The sequence below is a fragment of the Streptomyces sp. ISL-11 genome (assembly GCF_018614525.1).
Classification (GTDB): Bacteria; Actinomycetota; Actinomycetes; order Streptomycetales; family Streptomycetaceae; genus Streptomyces.
The window spans coordinates 1-24,338 of record NZ_JAGGOL010000102.1 but is presented as its reverse complement, the minus strand read 5'-3'; the positions used below and the strand labels follow the sequence as shown (position 1 = coordinate 24,338).

Sequence of the window (24,338 nt, the reverse complement as noted above, 5' to 3'; positions counted from 1 at the left end):
GATTCCGTCGGCCTGGTATCGCGGGTCCATGCCCTCGTTTCCCGTCGCGCTGCGCGCGCTCACGCTTCCGTTCGCCGCCCTTCTCGCCCTCTCGTCCGCGCCCGTCGCGCGGGCGGCTGAGCCGGCACCGCCGAAGGGGTTCGTCGCCCTCTCGGATGTCGATCCCACGATCGTGCAGGAGATGCGCTACGCCACCGCGCACAACTTCACCGGCCACCGCGTCGACGGATATCGGCGCCCCGTGTGCCTGCTCACCCGGCCGGCCGCCAAGGCCCTGCGCGCGGCGCAGCGGGTGGTGCTGCGCCGGGGCTACACCCTCAAGGTGTACGACTGCTACCGGCCGCGGCGCGCGGTGGCCGACTTCGTGGCGTGGGCGAAGGACCTCGGCGATGAGCGGATGAAGGAGGAGTTCTATCCGCGCGTCGAGAAATCGCGGCTGTTCGAGGACGGGTACATCGCCGAGAAGTCCGGGCACAGCCGGGGCAGCACCATGGACGTGACGTTGGTGCGGCTGCCGGTGCGGCCGACGCGTCCGTACGTTCCCGGGGAGCGGCTCGTGCCCTGTCACGCGCCCAGGGCGGAGCGGTTCCCCGACAACTCGGTCGACATGGGCACCGGGTTCGACTGTTTCGACACGCTGGCGCACACCCTCGACCCCCGGGTGCAGGGGGCGCAGCGGGTGCACCGGTTGTTGCTCAAGTCGGTCTTGGAGAACGCTGGTTTCCGCAACCTCGCCGAGGAGTGGTGGCACTACACCCTCCGCGAGGAGCCGTTCCCGGACACCTATTTCGACTTCCCCGTCCGCTGAGGTGGCCCGTCGGCGGGGGCCGTCCCGGTGCTGTCGTTGCGGAGGCCCAGCCGCAGGTGGATGATCCGCGCCAGGTCGGCGATGGTGCCGTTGCTGCGCAGGAGCTCCATGGGCGGGATGTCGATGTCGTACTGCTGCCGCAGGGTGACCAGCAGTTCGGTGGCCATGAGGGAGTCCATGCCGTATTCGTCGAGCCTGCGGTGATGGTCGAGCTGCTCGGCGGGCAGCTGCAGGACGTCGGCGAGCATGCCGGCCAGGGAGGTGGCGATGAGTTCCAGGGCTTCGTCGGTGGTCATTCCGGCGAGAGCCCGCAGCAGCTCCTCGTGAGTGGTGGCTCCCCCCTCGACGAGCGACGGCAGCAGGTCGAACAGGCGCGGTGCCCCGACGGTCGGCAGCAGCCGGTGTGCCACCGCCCAGTTGAGGCGTGCGGCGCCGGTGAGCGGCACGTCGGCGACGAGGGCGTCGTCGGCGACACCGAACGCCTCCCGGAGGGTGATCGGTTCCAGCCCGGCCTGGGACATGAGGGGGATGAGGTCGTTGCGCACCGCGTATCCGGTCTCTCCCAGGGCTCCCCAGATGATCGCGGTGCCGGGCAGGCCGTCCCGGCGGCGCCGGCGGATCAGGGCCTCCAGGGCGAGGTTGGCGCCCGCGTAGGGGGCCTGGGCGATATTGCCGATGGCCGAGACAATGGAGGAGTGGACGAGGAACAGGTCCAGGGACCGGTCGCGCGTCACGGCGTCCAGGACCGCGGCCCCGGCCAGTTTGGGGGCGAGGACGGCGCGGAGGCGTTCGTCGGTCAGCTCGGTCAGCGGTGCGTCGTCGAGGTGCATCGCGGAGTGGACGACGCCGCGGAGGGGGCGCCCGGCGGTGTCGGCGTCCTCCACGACGCGGCGCACGGCGGCGAGGTCGGTGACATCGGCCGCGTGGGTGCGGGCGGTGACTCCCCGGGCGGCGAGTTCCGCCAGGAGGGCGGGAGCTTCCGGTGACCGTTCTCCCCGGCGCCCGATGAGGTCCAGGTGACGCGCTCCCCGGTCGGCGAGCCAGCGGGCGGTCGCCGCACCGAAGCCGCCGAGACCGCCGGTGACCAGGTAGGTGCCCCGCGGGTCGAGGCGGGGTGCCGGCCGGCGGCGTTCGACGGTCACGGGGTCGTCGGAGGTGTCGAAGGAGACCACGGCCTTGCCGATGTGCCGGGAGTGCTGGACCAGGGCGAAAGCGTCCGCGACCCGGGCGGCCGGGTGGACGCTGTGGATGATCGGCCGGCAGCGCCCGGTGCGGATCGCCGTGGCGACCTCGGCGAACTGTGCGCCGGCCAGTTCCGGTTCGGCGAGCAGCGCGGTGAGGTCGACTCCGAAGAAGGCGATGTTGTTGGCGAAGGGCCGCAGCAGCAGAGGCTTGTTCTCATGGATGTCACGCTTGCCCAGTTCGATGAAGCGCCCGCCGGGGCGCAGCGCCTCCAGTCCGCGGGTGATGGCTTCGCCGGCGAGGGAGTTGAGGACGACGTCCACGCCGCGGCCGCCGGTCAGCTCGCGGGCCTCCTCGGCGAAGGCCAGGGTGCGCGAGTCCAGGACGTGTTCGGCGCCGAGGGCGCGCACCAGGTCGCGTTTGAAGGGGTTGCCCGCGGTGGCGATGACGCGGGCGCCGCGCCGGCGCGCGTACTGGAGGGCGGCGAGGCCGACGCCTCCGGCGGCACCGTGCACGAGGACCGTCTCGCCGGGGGCGAGCCGGGCGAGGTGGCCGAGACTGTAGTGGACGGTGAGGAAGGCGATCGGGAGCGTGGCGCCCTCGGTGAACGACATGCTCTTGGGGAGCCGGCCCACGGCGTGCTCGACGGTGCGGACATGGGAGGCGAACGCACCGGGTGCCAGGGCGAAGACACGGTCGCCCGGTCGCACGGAGGTCACCCCGGGGCCGGTCGCCGTGACGAGGCCCGCGCATTCCATGCCGGCCCCGGTGGCGGCCTGGTCGTGGCGGGGGTCGGCGGGCAGGATGCCGACGGCCTGCATGATGTCGCGGTAGTTCAGGGCGGCGGCGCGGACGGCGACGACGACCTCGCCCGGGCCGGGTGCGGGGATGTCGTTCTCCACCCAGGCGAGGCGGTAGGCCATCCCGGGGTCGCGCACCTCCAGGGAAAAGGCCGGTACGCGGGTGCCGTGGGACGTTCCCTGGGGGGCGTCGGTCCGTTCCACGGTGCGGGGGACGAAGCGGCCGCCCGCGGTGAGGGCGATCTCGTCCTCCTCTGTCGGGGTGAGGAGTTCGCGTACGACCCGCCGGCCGTCGGCGGCCGCGTCGTCGCCGCGTTCGAGGGAGAGGCGCTTGACGGTCACGTGGGGGTGCTCGTTCGCCAGGGAGCGGGTGGCGCCCCACACGGCCGCGGTGTGGGGGTGCGACGCCTGTTCCGGCGCGGGCAGGGCTCCGGTCGGCCGGGTCACCAGCCACAGGTGCGGCTGCCGGCGGTCGCCGAGCTGCTCGAAGGCGGTGGCGAGGGCGCGCAGGACGGTCATCCTGCGGGTGGTCAGGTCCAGCAGGGCATCGGCGGGGAGCGGCTCGGGGGCGTCGTCCAGTACGAGGACGACCGTCACGGCCGGCCGGTCCTCGAAGAGCTCGCTCCAGTGCCGCGGGTCTCCGCCCGCCCCGGAGGCGCGCAGGACCGTGGCGCCCTCGGTTTCCAGCGCCGCGGCCACCGCGTCGGGCAGGTCCGTACGGTCGCCCGCCTCACCGGCCACGATCCAGGACCGGGTGCCGTCGGGCGTCGGCAGCGGCGTGTCCGGCACCGGTCCGTCCGGGGCGGCGGCGAGCAGGACCGACATGTCGGCGGGGGCGTCGCCCCTCTTCCTGTCGCCGGTTCGCACGACGCCCGTGAATCCGCAGTCGCGCAGCAGGCCGGGCCACTGCCGGGCGGGCAGCAGGAGGGAGTCCGGGCGCAGTTCGTGGTCGGTGAAAGCCCAGAAGCTTTCGAGCATGCCGAAGAGCAGGGCGAGGGCTTCGTGGTCGTGCATCTCCATGGCGAGGAGATGGCCGCCCGGGGCCAGCAGCCGTTTCGTCCCCCGCACGGCCCGGGCGAGGTCCTTGGCCGTGTGCAGGGCGTTGGCCGCCACGACGACGTCGAATGCGCCCGGGACGAGGCCCTGCCCACAGGGGTCGGCGTCGAGGTCGAGCGTCCCGTACGTGACGAACTCATGTGCCGCGAAGCGCTTCTCGGCCCGTGCGACGAACAGTGCGGAGAGGTCGGTGAAGTGGTAGCGGGTGCGGTCGGGCGGCAGGACCGGCAGGAGGGCCGCGGTGGTGCCGCCGGTGCCGCCGCCCACCTCCAGGACGCGCAGCGGCCGGCCGGCGGGCCACAGGGCGGCCATCTCCCGTGCCAGTGCCCGCAGCACCCGGTTGTGGAACCGCACCATGGGGCTGACGTCGTAGAAATGCTCGAACCTCTCGGAGCCGCCCTCCTCGGACAGGGCCTCCAGGACGTCGGTCTCCCCCGTGAGCATGGGTCCGAGGTCCACCACGTGCCCGTACAGGCAGATGTCCGCGCCGAAGGCGGGGAACTCCCGGCCCATCCGGCGGATGCGTTCCTCCACATGGAACCCCGCCGGGTCCAGGGTCCAACGGGCTTTCCCGCCCGTCCTGGCCAGGGCGCCGTGGCGTTCCGCCAGGGCGATGTACTGCTCCAGGAGGCGGCGGTGGCGGGGCAGGACTCCCGCCGCCAGCAGGTCCTCGACGTCGAAGGGGCGGGCGGGGTCGGGCAGCAGGCCGGCGATCGCCCGTCCCACGGCCTGGGACAGACTGTCCTTGAGCCCGTGGAGCACCCGGTCGTAGCGGAAGCGCCGCCAGTCCTCCCGCAGCGCCCGCAGGTGCGGCCGGGCCGCCGCCAGGATCGTCGCGGGGGCGGGCAGCGGAGCGGGATCCGCCGGTACGTCCCGGTGGGGCGCTGCCCGCATGACGAGCCGGAGCCGGGTCAGCGGCGTGGTGCCCGCGCGGTCGAAGCGCCGCAGCCGGCAGCCCTCCAGCTCGGCCGTGACCGTGCCGTCCTCGTCGGTGACGGTGATGTCCCAGCAGAGTTCGGTTTGCGTGCGCCCGCGGTCGCGTACGTGCACGAAGCCACGGGGTGCCGGGGTGCTCCAGACCCGGATCGCGTCGAACGCGGAGGGCAGATAGCCCTGCCGGCCGTCCGCGACCAGGTCGGTCACGAGCGGCAGCCCCGCCTGGAGCGCGCCGTCCAGCAGGGCCGGGTGCACCACGTACTCCTCGGACGGCAGGTCGTGGCGGTAGGCGGCCAGGGTCTCCCCCTGTCCCACGCGGACGTCGTGGAGGGGCCGGAAGGCGGGGCCGTAGTCCAGGCCGAGCGCGGACATGGCCCGGTGGTGTGCCTCGCCGTCCATCCGCCGGCCGCATCGCTCGCGGACGGCGTCGATGTCGGGAGCGGGCGGACGGCGGCGCAGCAGGGGCCGGACGCGTCCGCGGGCGTGGAGGCCGGGGGTGCCTCCGCGTCCCTGCCCGGCGGTGACGGTGAGGATTCCGTCGTCGGGTGACAGGGTGCTCTGCAGGTGGACGGTGCCGGGGTTCTCCCAGGGGATGACGAGCGCACGGTTCAGGTCGAGGGCGTCCACCTCCGTCGGGCCGTTCCACAGGCGTCCTCCGGCGGCCAGGGCCATCTCGGCGTAGCCGGTGGCGGGCATGAGGACCGAGCCGCCGACCCGGTGGTCGGCCAGCCAGGGGACGAGCACCGGATTCACGGGGCCGCGCCAGGCCGGCTCGGCGAAGGGGAGTCGTTCGCCCAGCAGCGGATGGTCGTAGAGGCCGTTGCCCGCGCCGCCGGTCCATGCCTCCGGTCCGCCGTTCCAGTGCGGTTGACGCTGCCAGGGGTAGGCGGGGAGGTCGCTCACCCGGCCGGGGACGGGGAAGTGGGCGCTCCAGTCCACGGTGGCCCCGGCGGCGATCGTGCGGGCCACGGCGGTGCGCAGCGCGACCGGTCCGGCCTCCTTCCGGGAGAGGGTCGGAACGACGGCGACGGGTGAGGTGTTGCGGGCGGCCGCCCGCAGGTGCGGGCAGAGGATGGGCTCGGGTCCGACGTCGACGAAGACGTCGTATCCCTCGCTCACGAGGTGGTCGACCGCCGACCGGAACCTCACCGGGCGGCGGACGTTGCGCCACCAGTAGTCGGCGTCCAGGGCGGTTCCGTCCACGGGGCCGCCCGTGACGGTGGAGATCATGGTGAGGTGTGCCGGGCCGGGCCGCAGCCAGTCGAGCGCGGCCTTGAGGGGCTGCTCGACCGGGTCCATGGCCCCGCTGTGGAAGGCGTGGTCGAGACCGACGTCGGCGCAGGACGTACCGCTGTCCCGCTCCAACGTTTCTGCCAGGCGGGTGAGCTGGTCGGCGGGGCCGGAAACGGTGACGTGGCGTTCGGAGTTGACGCAGGCGATCTCCAGGTCCGGGAAGGGCGCGCTCGCCCGTGCGGCCTCCTCGGGGGTGAGGGCGACGACGGCCATGCGGCCCTTCCCGGCCGTGGCGGCCTGGGCGCGGCCCCGTGCGGCGACGAGCCGCGCGGCGTCCTCCAGGGTCAGCGCGCCCGCCGCGTGGGCGGCCGTGATCTCGCCGACGCTGTGCCCGACCACGGCCTGCGGGACGATGCCCTGCTGCCGCAGCGCCTCCACCAGGCCCACCTGGACGGCGAAGAGGAGTGGCTGCGCGATCTCCGTGGCGGAGAGCCGGTCCTCCTCGGCGGGGTCCGTCAGCAGGTCCACCGCCGACCACCCGACGTGCGGTGCGAGTGCGGCGTCGGCCGCTTCGACGCCCTTGCGGAACGCCGGGCTGCCGGTGAGCAGGTCCCTCGCCATGCCCGGCCACTGCGCGCCGTTGCCGGGGAAGGCGAAGACGACGCGGCCGCGGCCGACGGCCTGTGCCGTGGCTCCGTTCCGGTCCTCCGGCGGCGCGTCGGGCTCCTCGGGCGACCGCTCGGCGAGCCGGGTGAGTCCCGCGGCCGCTTCCGCGGCGTTGTCGGCGATGACGACGGCACGGTGCGGGTGCTTTCCGCGTCGCCGGCCGGCGGTGTAGGCGAGGTCGTAGAACGCGTCGGGTCCCGCCTCCGCCAGGTGGTCCGCCGTGGCGCGTACGGCGGCGTCCAGGGCCGTACGGGAGCGGGCGGTGACCACGAACGGGCGCGGGGCGGGCGGCGGCACCGAGCGGGGCGGGAGCGGTGGGGGCGGGGCCAGGATGACGTGCGCGTTGGCGCCGCCGAAGCCGAAGGAGTTGACCCCGGCCACGGAACGGCCGTCGACGGCGACCGGACCGGGCTCCAGGGCCGGGGTCAGGCGCAGGGCCGCGAAGTCGATGTGCGGGTTGGGCGGGGTCGCGTGCAGGGTGGCCGGGATCGCGCGGTGGCGCAGGACCAGGAGCGCCTTGAACAGGCCGGCCATGCCGGAGGCTGGTTCGAGGTGCCCGAGGTTGGACTTGACCGAACCGATCGGCAGATCCCGGCGGGTGCGGCGGGTGCCGAGGGCTCTGCCGACGGCCCGGCACTCGGCGGGGTCCCCCACCGGTGTGCCGGTTCCGTGCGCCTCCAGGTAGACGAGGTCGTCGGGGTGCACGCCGGCCCGTGCGTAGAGGTCGCGCAGCAGGGCCTCCTGGGCCTCGGGAGACGGGAGGGCGAGCCCCATGGTCCTGCCGTCGCTGTTGGTGGCGCAGTCCACGGCGACGGCGTGGACGCGGTCGCCGTCGGCGAGCGCGTCGGCCAGGCGCTTGAGCAGGACCACGCCCCCGCCCTCGGCCCGTACGTATCCGTCGGCGTCGGCGGAGAAGGACCGGCAGCGGCCGCTGGGCGAGAGCATGGACGCCTGGGAGAAGCCCACGAAGTGGTAGGGGCTCAGGAGGAGGTTGACGCCGCCGGCGAGGGCGGCCCGGCTGGTGCCGTCGAGCAGCGTGCGGCACGCCTGGACGAGCGCGACCAGCGACGAGGAGCAGGCGGTGTCCACGGCCATGCTGGGACCGCGCAGGTCGAGGAAGTGCGAGAGCCGGTTGGCGGCGATGGCGGAGGCCGCGCCGGACATGGTGTACGCGTTGACGCTGTCGGTCATCAGCATCTGCAGGGCACCGTAGGAGTGGTCCGAGATGCCGATGTGAACGGTGGTGTCCGAGCCCGCCAGTGCGGCGGGCGCGATGCCCGCGTCGTCGCACGCCTCCGCCGCCATCTCCAGCAACAGGCGTTGCTGAGGATCCATTTGGGCGGCTTCCTTGGGGGCGATGCCGAAGTAGTCCGCGTCGAATCCGGCGATGTCCGTCAGGAATCCGCCGGCGCCGGTGCAGCTCTTGCCGGGTCGCGGCATCGAGGTGTCGACGAAGCGCGTGGCGTGGAACCGCTCGGGCGGCACCTCGGTGATCAGGTCGCGCCCCGCCCACAGGGCCTGCCAGAGTCCGTCGAGATCCGTGATGCCGCCGGGCAGCCGGCAGGAGGCCCCGACGATCGCGACCGCCCGCTTCGTCTCGTACGCGTCCATGTCCGACCACCCGGCCTCTCATGCAGACGGCGAGCGGGCCCGTTCACGCCTGCCCTCCCGTGGAGAGCGTGCGGAACCGGGCGGTTACGGCACAATCGAGCCCTCACCCCTTCGGGTGAAGGGTCAACCAGTGGTGGGCGCATTGCCCATGGTCGAAGGGGTGAGGCGCACGGAAGCGCAGGCGAGCGCCTGACGGGCCGCGGGCGCCGCGACGCACTCTTTGAGGCGGCTGACCACCAAGGCGACAACTCCCCTTCGGTGGTGCGCATTTGAGTGCGGATGATGTATACGCGCGGTCTGCCGGGCCCGCGTCCGCTGGGGTATCGTGCCGTGGCCACCGCAGCAGCCTCTTCGGGTCAGGAGACGCCATGACGGGTCCGTACGTCGCCGCGATCGACCAGGGCACCACCTCCAGCCGCTGCATCGTCTTCGACCGGGCGGGCGCGGTGGTCGCCGTCGACCGGCGCGAGCACCGGCAGATCTTCCCCCAGCCGGGCTGGGTGGAGCACGACGCGGCGGAGATCTGGGCGAAGGTCCGGTCGGTGGTGGCCGGCGCGCTCGCCGCGGCGGGGCTGCGGGCCGACGAGCTGAGCGCGCTGGGCATCACCAACCAGCGGGAGACGACGGTCCTGTGGGACCGCTCCACCGGCAAGCCGGTGCACAACGCCCTGGTCTGGCAGGACACCCGCACCGCCGCGCTCTGCGACGAGCTGGGCGGCACGGACGGTCAGGACCGCTTCCGTCAGGCCACCGGCCTGCCGCTGGCCAGTTACTTCTCCGGCCCGAAGGTGGCCTGGCTGCTGGAGCACGTACCGGGGCTGCGGCGGCGGGCCGAGAACGGCGAGATCGCGTTCGGCACGGTCGACTCCTGGCTGATCTGGAACCTGACCGGCGGCCCGGACGGCGGCGTCCACGTCACGGACGTGACCAACGCGGGCCGCACCCTGCTGATGAACCTCGCCACCCTCCAGTGGGACCCGGCCCTCCTGGCCGCGATGGACATTCCCGAGGCGGTCCTGCCGGAGATACGTTCCTCCGCCGAGGTGTACGGCAGGGCGGTCGGCCCGCTCGCCGGGGTGCCGGTGGCCTCGGCGCTGGGCGATCAGCAGGCGGCGGTGTTCGGGCAGACCTGCTACGGGGTGGGTGAGGCCAAGAACACGTACGGCACCGGCAGTTTCCTGCTGCTCAACACCGGCGGCACCGCCGTACCGTCGAAGAACGGGCTGCTGACGACGGTCGGCTACCGGCTCGGCGGCGAGGCACCGGTGTACTGCCTGGAGGGGTCGATCGCCGTCACGGGCTCGCTGGTGCAGTGGTTCCGCGACCAGCTCGGTCTGATCCGCTCCGCCGAGGAGATCGAGCCGCTGGCGGCGAGCGTCCCTGACAATGGCGGCGCCTATGTGGTCCCCGCGTTCTCCGGGCTGTACGCGCCGTACTGGCGCTCCGACGCCCGCGGCGTCATCACCGGTCTCACCGGCTACGTCACCAAGGCGCACCTGGCGCGGGCCGTGCTGGAGGCGACGAGCTGGCAGACGCGGGAAGTCGTGGACGCGATGTTCCAGGACTCCGGGGTGCGGATCACCTCGCTCAAGGTGGACGGCGGAATGACCGCCAACGCGCTGCTGATGCAGCACCAGTCCGATGTGCTGGGTGTGCCGGTGATCCGTCCGGTGGTCTCCGAGACCACGTGCCTGGGCGCGGCCTACGCGGCCGGGCTGGCCACCGGGGTGTGGCGGGACACCGACGAACTGCGGGCCCAGTGGCGGCAGGACGTGGAGTGGACGCCGCGGATGGGGGCGGCGGCGCGCGAGGGCGAGTACGGCAACTGGCGCAAGGCCGTGGAGCGCAGCTTCGGCTGGCTGGAGCCGCGGGCGCGGGGCTAGAGGGGTATCCGGTGGGTCCGCGCAGACCCGCCGGACACCCCTTAGGCGCTGCGGCGGTCCGCGGCCCCGGTCGCGATCGCGTGCTCGACGACGGAGACCAGGACGTGCTTGACGGACTCGCGTTCGCGGGCGTCGCAGAGGATGACGGGCACCTCGGGGTCGAGGTCGAGCGCGTCGCGCACGGCGTCCTCGGGGTAGCGGTCGGCGCCGTCGAAGCAGTTGACGGCGAGGGTGAAGGCGATGCCACGCCGCTCGAAGTAGTCGACGGCGGCGAAGCAGTCCGCGAGGCGGCGGGTGTCGGCGAGGACGACCGCGCCGAGCGCGCCGCGGGCGAGTTCGTCCCACAGGAACCAGAAGCGGTCCTGGCCGGGCGTGCCGAAGAGGTAGAGGACGAGGTCGTCGCGGAGGCTGATGCGGCCGAAGTCCATGGCGACGGTGGTGGTGCGCTTGCCCTCCACGCCGGAGGTGTCGTCCACCGGCCGGCCCGCCTCGGTGAGGAGCTCCTCGGTACGCAGCGGCTTGATCTCGCTCACCGCGCCGACCATGGTGGTCTTGCCGACGCCGAAGCCGCCGGCCACCAGGAGCTTGAGCGCCACCGGGTCGGTGGCGGAACGTTTGCGTCCGCGGTCAGGGCGCCCGAAGACCATGGTTGTCTCTTCCTCCGATGTGCAGGGACCCGCGCGGCGCCTCGGCGGCCGGCGGTGCGGCGATCTCCCCCGTGCGGGGTGATCGTTCCGTAAAGACCATGGTCACGACAACCCCCTTCCGGGAAAATCCGACCGCCCGGTCGGGTTGGACCGGGCGGCGGGCCGGGGCGCTCAGAGCGCCCGCAGGCCGTCGATCACCTCGCGCAGGATGTTCGCGTCGGGGAGTTCGGCCGGTGGTACGGGGCGCGAGATCCGGACCAGCCCCGCGCCCATGAGGTCGCCGACGAGCACCCGCACCACCCCGACCGGCAGGTCGAGTCCGGTGGCCAGTTCCGCGACGGACTGGGGTTCGTCGCGGGTGAGGTCGACGATGTCGAGGTGCTCGGGTGACAGCGACCGGTCGGCGAGGGCGTGGGCGCCGCCGGGCGGCACGGTCAGGCCCTCGTCGGCGAAGACGACGGCGATCAGGTCAAGTTCGCCCTCGGCCGCGCTGCGGGTCCGGCCGCGGGTCATGGCGTACGGGCGGACGACCGGGCCCGCGGCGTCGTCGTACCAGCGCGCCGCCGCTCCCCCCTGGGGGGTCGCCCACGAGGGGGCGGCGGGCTCGGTATCGTCTCCGGTCATGCCCGCCGTCACTCGTCGGCGGCCGCGCCGGTCCGCGGGGCGGTGGCCAGGTGCGCGCCCACGCGCTTGACGAGCAGCGTCATCTCGTAGGCGACCAGGCCGATGTCGGAGTCGGCGTCCGCGAGCACGGCCAGACAGCTGCCGTCGCCGGCGGCGGTGACGAACAGGAACGCCTGGTCCAGCTCGACGACGGTCTGGCGGACCGTGCCCGCGTCGAAGTGCCGGCCGACGCCCTTGGCGAGGCTGTGGAAGCCCGAGGCGACGGCGGCCAGGTGTTCACCGTCCTCCCGGGAGAGGTCCTTGGACGAGCCCTTGGGCAGGCCGTCGCCGGAGAGGACGAGCGCCTTGCGGATGGTGCCGACGCGCTCGACCAGTTCGTCGAGGAGCCAGCTGAGTTCGCCCGTGGCCCCCTTCTCGCCCGCTTCGGTCGACGCGGTACGTGTGACGGCGGTGCGTATCGCGGCCTTCGGTGCGGTCATGGACCGTCCCCCTCAGATGTGGTTCGTGGTGCTGTCGTTCTCGGCGGTGTGCCGGGTGGTGCGCTCGGTGGGGTTCCGGTCGGCGTGCCGGATCGTTCCGTCTCATTCTCCTCGCGCCCGCGCTGCCAGCCGCGCTGGAGGGCGGCCATCCTGGCCCGTACCTCGTCGGCGTCGCGCTCGGCCTCCGGGCCGCCGGGGTCCGGTGCGGCCGCGGCCCGACCGTGCGCGGGCGTCGGGTCGTTCCGCAGCTGCGGCGCGAGGCTGGCCTGGCGGACGCGCCGGGGCAGGCCGCCGGTCGGCGTCGGCTCCGCCGCGGGGTCCTCGGGCCGGTCGCGGGGCGCCACCGGGCGGCCGTGGTCGGAGACGAGCACGGGCGCCCTGCGGCGCGGCAGCGGGAAGAGGGGATCGCTCGCCTGGTGGTGCTGCGCGTCGCCGCCGTCGTCCGGCCGGTCCTCGAGCGGGCAGGGTTCCGGCCGCGGTCCGGCCGCGTCCTCGCGGGGCGTCCGCAGGACGCCGCCGGGCGGCGTCGCGAGCGCCGACAGCGGCGACAGGGGGCCCACCCCGCGGGGTGCCGTCTGTTCGCCGGTGTCCTCGTCCGCGCCGGAGCCCTTGCCCGCGGGCCCCTCGGTGAGCACGGCCAGCGGGAGGAAGACGACGGCGGTGGTGCCGCCGTACGGAGAGGGCTGGAGCGAGACCCGTACGCCGTGGCGCTGGGCGAGGCGGCTGACGACGAACAGGCCCAGGCGGTCGGTGTCGGAGAGCTCGAACTCCGGGGTCTCGGCGAGCCGGAGGTTGGCCTCCAGCAGGGCGTCCGGGGCCATGCCCAGGCCGCGGTCGTGGATTTCGAGGGTGAAGCCGTTGGGGACGCGCTCGCCCATGACCTGGACGCCGGTGTGCGGCGGCGAGAAGACGGTCGCGTTCTCCAGGAGTTCGGCCAGGAGGTGGATGAGGTCGCCGACGGCGGGCCCGAGCACCGACAGGCGCGGCAGGCGGCGCACCTCGATCCGCTCGTACGCCTCGACCTCGGCGACCGCGCCCCGCACCACGTCCATGAGCCGGACCGGCTTGCGCCACTGCCGGGCGGGGGCGGCGCCGGAGAGGATGACCAGGCCCTCGGCGTGGCGGCGCATGCGGGTGGTGAGGTGGTCGAGGCGGAAGAGGTCGGCGAGCTCCTCGGTGTCCTCGGTGCGGCGTTCCATGGCGTCGAGGAGGGCCAGCTGACGGTGGAGCAGGACCTGGCTGCGGCGGGCGAGGTTGACGAAGACGTCGGAGACGCCGCGGCGCATGTCGGCCTGCTTGACGGCGGCCTCGACGGCGGCGCGCTGGAGGGTGTTGAGGGCCTTGCCGACCTGGCCGAGCTCGTCGGGGCCGTAGTCGTGGCGGGGCGCCTCTGTCTCGACGTCGACGCGTTCGCCGGCGGCCAGGCGGCGCATCACGCTGGGCAGCCGCACGCCGGAGACCTCGTGGGCCTCCTTGCGCAGCCGTCGCAGGTCCAGGACCAGCCCGCGGCCGACCCGGAGGGAGATGACGAGCGAGCAGACGAGGGCGGCGAGGCCGAGGACGCCGGCGACGGCGGCCTTGGTGAGCACGCCGATGGCGACGGGCTCGACGCGGTCGGCGTAGTGGTCGCCGGCCTCGTTGTTCCTCTTCGCCAGGCCGTCGAGGACGGTGCCGGCGGCGGTCTGCCAGCGCTGGGCGTCGATGGCGTGGGCGGCGCGGCCGGGGGCGGCGAGCACTACGGCGTCCTCGGCGGTGCGCAGGGTCTGGGCATCGGCGCCGCGCCAGTAGTCCTCGAAGGTGTCGCGCTCGGTGGCGGGCAGTACGCCCAGGCTGACGCGGTAGAGGACCTGGCGTTCGGCGACGCGGTCGGAGACGGTGCGCAGTTCCTGCCGGCTCAGGGTGCCGGAGGTGAGGGCGGCGGCGAGGAGGGCGTCCTCGCGGGAGAGTGCCTCGCGGGCCCGGGCGAGGCCGACGAGGGCGCGGCCCTGCTTGTCCATGTCGGCGTCCTGGAGGGCGCTGAGGCTGTCGAGGAAGGCGTAGTAGGGCTCGACGAGCTCGTTGTACGCCTCGAAGGCGCCGCGGCGGCTGATGGTGTCCTCCTCGACCCGGCGGCGCAGGCTTTCGAGGTCGTCGAGGCTCTTCTCGATGCCGGTGAAGCGGTCGGCGGCCTCGGAGCTCATGTCGTCGCGCACGTCGCCGCGGGCGCGGCCGCGGAAGGTCTCGACCATCTTGTCGGTGGCGCCCTGTTGTCCGCGCAGGGCGGCGAGCGCGTCGGAGCGGCGGGGGTCGGCGAGGTAGACCAGGGTCTGGCGGCGTTCCTTCTGCAGGGCGCGGACCATGTCCTCGGCGGGGAAGCCGACCGTGCGCATGACGTCGGCGACGGAGAGGAGCTGGGCGGCCTCGCTGCCGGTGATGACGGTGGCGAACGCCCACAGTCCGGTCAGCGACACGAGCGGCACGAGCAGCAGCGCCACGATCTTCCGGCGGATCGACTTCCCGCGAAAGCGCATGGCCTCCCCAACGTCAACCCCGGCGCACGGGGTGGTGTCCCGACAACAATGCGGCGTGAGCCTACTACTGCGAGGTACGAGTCTCGAAGACCAGTACGGCCGTCGAACCGGGTCCGTGGCACCCTATGGCCGGAATTCGGCGCCCATGGGAACTGTCGGCCGCCGTGATTCGCTCTTCCTGATGAGGGAAGCCGACGAGAGGAAGACCCGGGCGGGGCCCGGGAGCACCGGCGAGGGGGGAGCCGACATGGAACGCGAGCACGCCCGCGATCGCGACATACCGCCGTACCGCCACCGGACGTTGTGGGTCGAGGAGCCCGCCCGGCGCCCCCGCATGCCGGACCCGGTCCGCACGGCCGCGGTGCGCGCGGTCCTGATGATCGCGGTGACGATGGTGCAGGCGATGGTCGCGGCGCTGTTCACCCTCGGCGGTTCGTGGCTGGCCCTGCCGGCGCTGCTGTGCACGCTGGCGAGCGTGGTGGCCGCGACCTGGGCGGTGCTGGACGTGTGGGTGACGCGTCAGGTGTGGCGCCAGCGCCATGGTGTGGTGTCCGTTCCCAGCAGTTCGGCGCGGGCGGCCCGGGAGTTGCGGCGGGCCCGGCGGCCGCGCTTCCCCTGATCGAGGACCGCCCGGTAGGTTCGGCGGTGACGGGCGTACGCCGTTGCGCGGCGTCGGGTTGAGGGGGGCGGCACGATGGCGGAGCGGGATCGGGCGGTGGATCGCATTCCGGGGATCCTCCAGGACTGCGGCTGGACCGTGTGCCTGGTCGGAGAGGAGCAGTCGGGCAAATTAGCCCAAGTCACCGCGGGGTTGCGGCACGGCCCGGATCCGTCGGGCTCGGGCAAGCTCATCACCTCCGGCTTCTCCTACTGGGGCCTGGAGTCCACGGTGGCGTGGGCCCACGCGTGCAACGACCTGTATTACCCGGTGATGCGCGAGAGTATCGGCTCCTTCAGCCGGCGCTGGCGCGCCATGGGCGACCGGCTGCCGGCCGGGCCGCTGCACTACGTGAGCCTGGGCCCGGGGACGGGCCAGAAGGACCAGGCGGTGCTCCGCTCCCTCGACAGCCAGGGCAGAGCGGGCTGTTACCTGCCGGTGGACGTGAGCGCCGAGATGCTGCGCCTCGCGCAGCGCGAGGCGCTCCAGCATCTGCACGTACCGGCCGCCGATGTGCTGCCCGTCCAGCTGGACTTCTCGATTCCCGGCAACCTCGACCGGCTGAGCACGCTGATCCGCCGGACGGTGGGCGACGAGCCGGTGGTGTACTCCCTGCTGGGCAACACCCTCGCCAACTTCGACAACGACACCCCGCTGCTGGCGATGCTCGCCCGGAAGCTGCTGCGCCCGCAGGACCGCTTCCTGCTGGAGGTGGCCAGCACGGCCGGGCAGGACGCCCCGGCCGCGCGGGCGGCGGCGCAGGAGTACGAGAACAGCCCGCGCTTCCGGGAGTTCGTCACCAGCGCGCTGATGCAGTACACCGATCTGCGGATCGACCTCAACAGCCTCTCCTGCGAAGGGCTGGTGGAGGACGACCGGGCCCTGATGGTCAAGGTCGTCTACCGCAACCGCACCGGCGGCCCGCTGGTGCTGACGCTGCCCGACCGCAGCACGGTGCCCTTTCCCGACCAGGACACCATCCGCCTCTACCTCAGCCGCAAGTACACCCGCGACGGACTGGCGCGGATGCTGGCGGACGCGCGGGTGACCACGGTGGGCGAGACCCATGACACCGGGCACACCGCCTTCGACCGGCCGGCCTTCGGGATGGCGTTGCTGTTGCTGCGGGCGGGGGAGGCGCCGCCGCCCACGGGGCCGAACCCGTTCAACTCCTGACGGCCCGCCTCGATGGGTCGTTTTCCGATGAGCCGTCCGATGGTGCTGCTGGGCCGGCTCAGCCGGCAGTTCTTCGCCGCCGCCACCATCGCCTGCCTGCTGTTCGCGCTCGGCATCTGCGGCTGGTGGCTGTCGACCGTCGACGAGGCGTCCGGCCGCTTCGAGCCCGCCACCTCCGGGCTCGCGCTCGTCGCCGCCATCACCGGGGTGTACGCGGAGCGGCGGGCGGCGGCGCGCGAACGGCGGGCCCAGGCGCTGTGCGCCCTCGCGGACGAACTGGTCAAGAACACCGAGCTGCTGACCGGGGAGGGCTTCGCGCCGCTGGACCCCCGGTTCCCTCGGGCCCGCGTCCATCCGCGCCTGGTGCAGTCCGCGACCGACGCCGCGCTGGTGTCGGGGGTGTTCTCCGAGCCCGGCCACGACGACCTGATGACCCTGCTGCACCAATGGCGGGACGCGGTGCACGACTTCAACCGGCGGCTGGACCTCGCGGAGCTGCGCACGTACGTCGGCGAGGTCCTTCCGGGCGAGCTGCTGGCCATCGACGCGGCCATGCACCGGGAGGACGGCCAGCTCGCGGGGCTGCGGCGTCGGCGGGCCGCGCTGGAGTCTCTGCTGCGCGAGCGGTATGCGGTCCAGCCGGGTGTCTCCGCGCGGCTGGACCGCATCGGCCTACCGGTCGGATGACAGCAACCACCACGGTCTTCGGCTGCGGGCCGTCCTTGCCGCCTGCGGCGGCGGGCGCCCTGCGGGCGCGTCCTCAATCGCCGGACGGGCTTGATTCGGCTGGGCTCAGCCGCTTCAGCCCGTCCGGCGCTTGAGGACACAGCACAGCAGCCCGTCCGGCGCTTGAGGACACCGCACAGCAGCCCGTCCGGCGCTTGAGGACACCGCACAGCACTGGTGCGCTACGACGCGGTCACCGGGTCGCCCGCGGCGTCCGGCTCCGCCGGGCGGCGGTACATCCGCGTCGCGGTGATCTCGCCGTGCACCCGCTCGGCCTCCGGGTCCTGCTCCTGCGGCAGACCGGGCCGCAGGTGCTCCTCGACGCTGATGTACTTCAGGCCCGCCCGCAGGTCGGCGTCGTTGCGCAGGCGGATGACCAGCGGGAACTCCGCCAGGGCGGTGGTGTCGAAGAGACCGGTGGTGTACAGCAGCTGGACGCCCAGCGCGTCGGCGACGGCCCGCTGGAGCTCCAGCAGGTACGTGGCGTTGGCGCGGCCGATGGGGTTGTCCAGGAACAGCGTGCCGGCGTGCCGCTGCTTGTCGCGGCCCCGGTCGTTGCTGCGCAGCGCCGCCATCGTGCAGTACAGCGCGATGGCCGCGGTCAGCAGCTGGCCGCCGGAGAACACATCTCCCATCTGACCCACCGACACCCGCTCGGCGCGCAGCACGGCGTCCGGCTTGAGGATCTCCACGGCCACTCCGCGCGGCTGGAACGCCGCCGCGACGCCCCGCAGCAGCAGCGACATGCCGTCGCGGCGCAGGTCGGAGTTCTTCTTGACGGCGGAGCGGGTCGCCTCGTCGATGACCTCGCCCAGCCGGTCGGTGAGCGTGGCCTGGTCCGGGTCGTCGAAGCGGATGCGCAGGAACTCCTGGCCCGACCACTCCCCCAGGCCCTCGGGCAGCCGGGACAGCCGCTGGGCGGAGCGCAGCGTGGTGAGGGAGGACTCCACCAGGCCGCGCAGCCGGTCGACGATGCTGTCGCGGTTGCGCTCCAGCTGCTCCAGCTCGTCGGTGAGCACCCGCAGCCGGGGCGCGAACGCCTCCGCCCAGGCGACGGCGTGCTCGGGCAGGGCCGCGGCGGGCAGTTCGCGGATCTGCTGGCGTGCGGGGGTGCGGACCTGCTCGTAACGGGTGGAGTTGGCGTGCCGTACGAGCACGTCACTCGCCTCGCGGACCGCGCCCTCGGCGGCCGACAGCTCGCCGGCGCAGCCGCGCAGGGAGCGGCGGCTCTCGGCGGCCGCCTGCCGGGCCTCCTCCAGCGTGCCGGCGTACGGCTCGGGCCGATCGGCGTCGTCGGAGGTGTGGTCGGCGGTGTTGTCGCGCAGCAGGTCGCGCAGGAGTGCGGCGGTGTCGTCGAAGCCGCCGGCCGCGTCCTCGGCGGCGCGGTGGGCGCGCAGCAGGTCGCCGTGGGTCCGGCGGGCGCTCTCCAGGGCGTCGTCGCGGGCGGCGAGTTCGGCGGTGGCGGTGCGCAGCAGTTCCTTGGCGCTGTCGGCGTCGGCGGGCGCCATGGCGTCCGGGAGCTCGGTGTGCGCGTCGCCGTCGGCGGGGGCGAGCCGCTCGGCCTCGCCGCGCAGCCGGCCGAGCTGCTCGCTGGCGGCGGAGGCCCGGGTCTCCAGCATCTGTACGAGCGACTCGGCGCGGGCCGCGGCGGCCTGGCAGGGCGTGAGGTCGGTGAGGCGGACGCAGGGCGGCAGGCCGCGCGGGGCGGTCGTGTCGACGGGCGTGTGGAGGGCCTCGCGCGGGAAGAGGGCGCCGGCCGTCTCCCAGTGCTCCGGGCGGCAGGCGATGACGAGCCGGGCGGCCGTCCCCTCCAGCCACTCGGCGGTCGCGGCCGTCCAGGCGGGCATGGCGTGGGCGAGGACCGGGGGCACTTCCTCGGGGCCGTCGAGGATGATCAGCAGCGGGCGGCCCACACGGTGGGAGAGCGCCGCTAGGGATTCCGGGGTGGCCTCGGCCGGGTCACCGATCGTGCCCGCGGCGCCCGCCGAGGCGGTGACGATGCGGGCGGCGGTCTCCAGGGCGCGGTCGACGGCGTCCCGCACGCTGCCGTCGCCGTCCTGGAGGTCGGCGCCGCGCAGCCAGATCGTCGGCGCGGGCTCCAGCCCCCGGGTGCGCCGGGAGGCCAGCGCGCCGAGCTCGGTCGTACGGCCCGTGCCGGGGCCGCCGACGAGCCCGAGCACCCGGGGCCGGGCGGCCTCGGCGGTCTCCTGCTCCGCCGCCCGCGCGTCCGGAGGGGCGTCGTCCTGCCACCCGTCGCCGGCGGACAGGCCGGCCGGTCCGGGGCGGTCCTCGTCGGGTCCGGGCTCGGGCCGCGTGCGGCCGGTGTCCAGGAAGCGGGCGAACTCCCGCGCGGTCTCGGGGCGGTCCACGGGGTCGCGCCAGAGCCGTGAGGTGGTGACGGGGCCGAGCGACGTGGCCGTGAGCTGGAGGGCACCGGCGAGGTTGAGGTCGGGACCGTAGGCGGGGACGGTGGCGCCGTTGCGCTCCAGGAGGACGGACAGCGGGCCGTGCGGGCTCGCCTCGGCGGCGGCCCGCAGGGGGATCGCGAAGCCGCCGGAGCGGCGTTCGGCGTGCAGCGCGGTACCGAGGACGGCGACGACCGTGCCGGTGCGGGCGTCGAGCACGGGGCCGCCCGTGGCCTCCTCGCCGAGCCGCAGGCCGTCGCGCTCGCCGAGGGAGAGCTCGACCGCGGCGTCCAGGAGATGGAAGCGGTCGGTGGCGGTGTAGGTCACCAGGGCCTCGCCGACGATCCGGGCGTCCTGCCAGCGGCCGGCCCGCAGCCGGACCTCCGCGCCCTCCTCGACGCACTCGACGGCCGCGACGGGCAGCGGCTGCACGCCGAGCCCGTCCGTACGCACCAGCGCGAGGTCGGAGCCGGGCAGTTCGGTGACCGCTTCGGCGCCGACGAGACAGGTGCGGTCACCGGGCGCCAGCAGGACGAGCCGGGCCAGGCCGTCGACCGCCTCATGGCTGGTGATCATGGTGCCGCGGTCGTCCGCGAGGAACCCCGTGCCACGAGGTCGTCCGGCGAGGTCTCTGATGCGCACCAGATTCTCGTCCACATCGGTCCGTCGACCGCTCATCCGCCGAACCTCCCCGCCGTGCACTTACTGCGACGGTAGGCAGAGGATGATCGGCAGGACAGATCGCACCAGGAACGCGCCCCCTTCCACCCCCTCTTTTCACTCCGAGCGCCTGCCCAATGGGGTGAATCCTCGGAGCGGAATGGATAGAGAGACGGGTGGAGGGGGATCGTGGGGCGGGAGCGCGTCATGCGACGCACTCCCGTCCCACGGTGTTCACGGCCGGAGGGACCGGCGTTCTCCCGCCGCGGGCGATGCCGCGCGGCGGCAGGCCCGGCCCGGTGATCGGTCCGGGGCCGGATCCGTGATCAGTCCGGATCCGTGATCAGTCCGGGTCCGGCCCGGTGATCAGCCGAAGACAGCCAGGCTCTTGGCCTTGCCGCCCTCGTTCTCCACGAGCACCAGGAAGCGCCCGTCCGGCCCGAAGACCGCGACCGGGCCGGTGGACTCGAAGAGCGGGATCTTTATCCGGACGCCGTTGCCGAGCAGGCGCGCCTGCTCCTCATTGACGTCCCAGCGCTGGAAGGCCGCCTCGGCCGCCTTCGCGACCGGCATGATGTCCAGCTCCTCCTGGAGCTGGTCCAGCGTGCGGGCGTCGCCCAGCCCGTACGGGCCGACGCGGGTGCGCCGCAGCGCCGTGAGGTGGCCGCCGACGCCCGTGTCGGCGCCCAGGTCGCGGGCGAGGGCACGGACGTACGTACCGGACGTGCAGACGACGGAGACCAGCAGGTCCTGCACCGGAGTGCCGTCCTCCGCCTCCGCCGGGTGCACCGCGTGCACGGCGAAGGTGGAGACGGTCACCGGGCGGGCCGGGATCTCGAAGTCCTCGCCCTCCCGCGCGCGCTTGTACGACCGCTTGCCGTCGATCTTGATCGCGCTGACCTTCGACGGGACCTGCATGATCGCGCCGGTGAGCCGGGCGACCCCGGCGTCGATCGCCTCACGGGTGACCGCCGAGGCGTCGGCGGAGGAGATGATGTCGCCCTCCGCGTCGTCCGTGACGGTGTCCTGCCCGAGGCGGATCGTGGCGACGTACTCCTTCTCGGTCAGCGCGAGGTGACCGAGCAGCTTGGTCGCCCGCTCGATGCCGAGGACGAGCACACCGGTCGCCATCGGGTCGAGCGTTCCCGCGTGGCCGACCCGCCGGGTCCGCGCGATGCCGCGCATCTTGGCGACGACGTCGTGCGAGGTGAAGCCGGCCGGCTTGTCGACGATGACCAGGCCGTCCGGGGGAGCTGGTGCCTTCTGCTTCATTCGGACGCTGCGCCCTCGTCCTCGTCCTCGCCGGGCTTGCGGTACGGGTCCGCCTCGCCGGCGTAGGTCTTGCCCGAGGAGACCTCGCGGACCTCCGCGTCCTTGGCCTTGGCCTTGGCGAGCAGGTCGTCGATCGTCCGGGCGTTGTCGGGCAGCGCGTCCGGCACGAAGGTCAGCGTCGGCGTGAAGCGGACACCGGTCTCCCGGCCGACCGTGGAGCGCAGGACGCCCTTGGCGCTCTCCAGGGCGGCGGCGGACGCCGCGCGCTCCTCGTCGTCGCCGTAGACCGTGTAGAACACGGTCGCCTCACGGAGGTCACCGGTGACCCGGGTGTCGGTGATGGTCACATAGCCGAGCCGCGGGTCCTTGATCCGGCGCTGGAGCGTCTCCGCGACAATCTCCCGGATGCGGTCGGCCAGCTTGCGCGCCCGCGCGTTGTCGGTCATGCGCCTACTTCTTTCTTCTTCGGTTCAGTCATCAGTCGTCGTCGCCGTGGATCCGCCGTCTCACGGACAGCAGCTCCACCTCCGGCCGCGCGGCGACGAGGCGCTCGCAGCGGTCCAGTACGTCGGTGAGGTGCCCCGTGTCTCCCGAGACCACCGCGAGCCCCACCAGGGCCCTGCGATGAAGATCCTGGTCGCCGACCTCCGCCACACTGACCGCGTACTTGCGGGCCAGCTCGGCGACGATCGGGCGGACGACGGAGCGCTTCTCCTTCAGCGACCGTACGTCGCCGAGGAGGAGGTCGAAGGACAGTGTCCCTACATACATGCGTTACGGGTGAAGCCCACCCGGGAGGCGTGAGGTGTGTCCGGTGGCACCGCACGGCGCGGTGGCCGGAGGTGCGGTTCTTCGAACCGTACACGGAACGGCCGGGGCCGATCGACGGAATATCTCCGCCGACCGGCCCCGGCTTGTGCTGCGCTGATCAGCCGCGCGGCTTCTCCCGCATCTCGTACGTCGCGATGACGTCGTCGACCTTGATGTCGTTGAAGTTTCCGAGGTTGATACCGCCCTCGTAGCCTTCGCGGATCTCGGTGACGTCGTCCTTGAAGCGACGCAGACCCTGGATCGTGAGGTCCTCGGCGACGACCCGGCCGTCGCGGATGAGGCGCGCCTTGGTGTTGCGCTTGACCTCGCCGGAGCGGATGAGAACACCCGCGATGTTGCCCAGCTTGGACGAGCGGTAGATCTCGCGGATCTCCGCCGTACCGAGCTCGACCTCTTCGTACTCCGGCTTCAGCATGCCCTTCAGGGCCGCCTCGATCTCCTCGATCGCCTGGTAGATGACCGAGTAGTACCGGACGTCGACGCCCTCGCGCTCGGCCATCTGCGTGGCACGGCCCTCGGCGCGGACGTTGAAGCCGATGACGATGGCGTCGGAGCCGGTCGCCAGGTTGATGTCCGACTCGGTGACCGCACCGACACCGCGGTGCAGGATGCGGATCTCGACCTCTTCGCCGACGTCGAGCTGGAGCAGCGAGGACTCGAGAGCCTCCACCGAACCGGACGCGTCGCCCTTGATGATGATGTTGAGATCCTGCACCAGACCGGCCTTGAGCACCTTGTCGAGGTCCTCGAGGGACACCCGGCGGGTGCGCTTGGCGAAGGCGGCGTTGCGCTCACGCGCAGCGCGCTTCTCCGCGATCTGGCGAGCCGTGCGGTCCTCGTCGACGACGAGGAAGTTGTCGCCGGCGCCCGGGACGTTGGTCAGACCGAGGACGAGGACCGGAGTCGACGGACCCGCCTCCTCCACGTTCTGGCCCTTGTCGTCGAGCATCGCGCGGACACGGCCGTAGGCGTCACCGGCGACCATCGTGTCACCGACGCGGAGGGTACCGCGCTGGACGAGCACGGTGGCCACGGCGCCGCGGCCACGGTCGAGGTGGGCCTCGATGGCAATACCCTGCGCGTCCTGCTCCGCGTTGGCGCGCAGGTCGAGCGAGGCGTCCGCGGTGAGGACCACGGCCTCCAGCAGGGAGTCGATGTTCAGACCCTGCTTGGCGGAGATGTCGACGAACATGGTGTCGCCGCCGTACTCCTCGGCCACCAGACCGAACTCGGTGAGCTGACCGCGCACCTTGGTCGGGTCGGCACCCTCGACGTCGATCTTGTTGACCGCGACCACGATCGGCACGTCGGCCGCCTTGGCGTGGTTCAGCGCCTCGATCGTCTGCGGCATGACACCGTCGTTGGCCGCCACCACGAGGATCGCGATGTCGGTCGACTTGGCACCACGGGCACGCATGGCGGTGAACGCCTCGTGACCCGGGGTGTCGATGAAGGTGATCGCGCGCTCTTCGCCGTTGACCTCGGTGGCGACCTGGTACGCACCGATGTGCTGCGTGATGCCGCCGGCCTCGCCCGCGACGACGTTCGTCTTGCGGATCGCGTCCAGCAGTCGGGTCTTACCGTGGTCGACGTGACCCATGACGGTCACGACCGGCGGACGGGAGACGAGCATCTCCTCGCCGCCCTCGTTCTCACCGAACTCGATGGAGAACGACTCGAGCAGCTCGCGGTCCTCCTCCTCGGGGCTGACGATCTGAACGGTGTAGTTCATCTCGTCGCCGAGGAGCGTCAGCGTCTCGTCGGACACCGACTGAGTGGCCGTGACCATCTCGCCGAGGTTCATCATCACGGCGACGAGCGACGCCGGGTTGGCGCCGATCTTCTCCGCGAAGTCGGTGAGGGAGGCACCGCGCGACAGGCGAATGGTCTCGCCGCCACCGCGGGGCAGCATCACGCCGCCGACGGACGGGGCCTGCATGGCCTCGTACTCCTGGCGCCTCTGCCGCTTCGACTTACGGCCACGACGCGCCGGACCGCCGGGACGGCCGAAGGCGCCCTGCGTGCCACCACGGGCACCCGGGCCGCCGGGACGGCCACCGAAACCGGGACGACCGCCGAAGCCGCCGCCACCACCGGGAGCGCCACCGCCACCGGGGCGACCGGCGAAGCCGCCGCCGCCACCGGGACGACCGCCGCCACCGGGACCGGCCGGAC

General features: G+C 73.2%; 14 protein-coding genes and 1 pseudogene. 5 read left to right on the top strand and 10 right to left on the bottom strand.

Annotation, left to right across the window (positions count from 1 at the left end; all coding sequences use genetic code 11):
- Positions 1–28: 28 nt before the first annotated feature.
- On the top strand, positions 29–808 hold the full coding sequence (locus tag J7E86_RS21120) for a M15 family metallopeptidase (RefSeq protein WP_215083295.1): 780 nt from the start codon (positions 29–31) through the stop codon (positions 806–808).
- Here J7E86_RS21120 and J7E86_RS21115 read toward each other — a convergent pair.
- A complete protein-coding gene (locus J7E86_RS21115; RefSeq protein WP_215083294.1) occupies positions 784–8,292 on the bottom strand; it encodes a type I polyketide synthase in 7,509 nt (2,502 codons plus the stop codon). The two genes, J7E86_RS21120 and J7E86_RS21115, sit on opposite strands and share 25 nt — an antisense overlap.
- A gap of 368 nt (positions 8,293–8,660) precedes the next feature.
- Here J7E86_RS21115 and glpK point away from each other — a divergent pair, with 368 nt between their 5' ends.
- Entirely contained in the window at positions 8,661–10,175 is a 1,515-nt protein-coding gene (gene glpK, locus J7E86_RS21110) for a glycerol kinase GlpK (RefSeq protein ID WP_215083293.1), read from the top strand.
- Between the two features lie 41 nt (positions 10,176–10,216).
- On the opposite strand, the gene J7E86_RS21105 is transcribed toward glpK, so the two are convergent.
- The 4 genes from J7E86_RS21105 to J7E86_RS21090 form a co-directional block, all read right to left on the bottom strand.
- Complete coding sequence (locus J7E86_RS21105; RefSeq protein WP_215083292.1) at positions 10,217–10,822, bottom strand: ATP/GTP-binding protein; 606 nt, start codon at positions 10,820–10,822, stop codon at positions 10,217–10,219.
- A gap of 171 nt (positions 10,823–10,993) precedes the next feature.
- A complete protein-coding gene (locus J7E86_RS21100; RefSeq protein ID WP_215083291.1) occupies positions 10,994–11,446 on the bottom strand; it encodes a DUF742 domain-containing protein in 453 nt (150 codons plus the stop codon).
- 8 nt (positions 11,447–11,454) lie between these two features.
- Positions 11,455–11,925: a roadblock/LC7 domain-containing protein gene (locus J7E86_RS21095; protein ID WP_215083290.1), complete on the bottom strand. Its 471-nt coding sequence runs from the start codon at positions 11,923–11,925 to the stop codon at positions 11,455–11,457.
- Positions 11,922–14,435 carry a nitrate- and nitrite sensing domain-containing protein gene (locus tag J7E86_RS21090; RefSeq protein WP_215083289.1) on the bottom strand — a complete coding sequence of 838 codons (2,514 nt, stop codon included), beginning with the start codon at positions 14,433–14,435 and terminating at the stop codon, positions 11,922–11,924. The genes J7E86_RS21095 and J7E86_RS21090 overlap by 4 nt, the downstream gene beginning before the upstream one ends.
- A 247-nt stretch (positions 14,436–14,682) precedes the next feature.
- On the opposite strand from J7E86_RS21090, the gene J7E86_RS21085 reads away from it, so the two are divergent.
- From J7E86_RS21085 to J7E86_RS21075, 3 genes are all read left to right on the top strand, one after another.
- Complete coding sequence (locus tag J7E86_RS21085; RefSeq protein ID WP_215083288.1) at positions 14,683–15,054, top strand: hypothetical protein; 372 nt, start codon at positions 14,683–14,685, stop codon at positions 15,052–15,054.
- Positions 15,055–15,150: 96 nt separating this feature from the next.
- A complete protein-coding gene (locus J7E86_RS21080; RefSeq protein WP_215083287.1) occupies positions 15,151–16,269 on the top strand; it encodes an L-histidine N(alpha)-methyltransferase in 1,119 nt (372 codons plus the stop codon).
- A 27-nt stretch (positions 16,270–16,296) separates the two neighbouring features.
- The gene (locus J7E86_RS21075) at positions 16,297–16,956 is read left to right on the top strand and encodes a hypothetical protein (RefSeq protein ID WP_215083286.1); all 660 of its coding nucleotides are present in this window, start codon (positions 16,297–16,299) and stop codon (positions 16,954–16,956) included.
- 221 nt (positions 16,957–17,177) lie between these two features.
- Here the strand turns inward: J7E86_RS21075 and J7E86_RS21070 are convergent.
- The 5 genes and pseudogenes from J7E86_RS21070 to infB form a co-directional block, all read right to left on the bottom strand.
- Positions 17,178–18,656 (bottom strand): annotated as a pseudogene (locus tag J7E86_RS21070) (hypothetical protein); the annotation flags it as partial.
- Between the two features lie 1,770 nt (positions 18,657–20,426).
- Positions 20,427–21,332 (bottom strand): tRNA pseudouridine(55) synthase TruB, encoded by a 906-nt coding sequence (gene truB, locus J7E86_RS21065; protein WP_215083285.1) that lies wholly within the window; start codon positions 21,330–21,332, stop codon positions 20,427–20,429.
- Positions 21,329–21,778, bottom strand: coding sequence for a 30S ribosome-binding factor RbfA (gene rbfA / locus J7E86_RS21060; RefSeq protein WP_215083284.1), 450 nt, complete (start codon positions 21,776–21,778; stop codon positions 21,329–21,331). The genes truB and rbfA overlap by 4 nt, the downstream gene beginning before the upstream one ends.
- Positions 21,779–21,809: 31 nt before the next feature.
- The gene (locus J7E86_RS21055) at positions 21,810–22,103 is read right to left on the bottom strand and encodes a DUF503 domain-containing protein (protein ID WP_215083283.1); all 294 of its coding nucleotides are present in this window, start codon (positions 22,101–22,103) and stop codon (positions 21,810–21,812) included.
- 157 nt (positions 22,104–22,260) lie between these two features.
- Positions 22,261–24,338: translation initiation factor IF-2 (gene infB, locus J7E86_RS21050; protein ID WP_215083282.1), on the bottom strand; the 2,078-nt coding region annotated here is incomplete at its 5' end.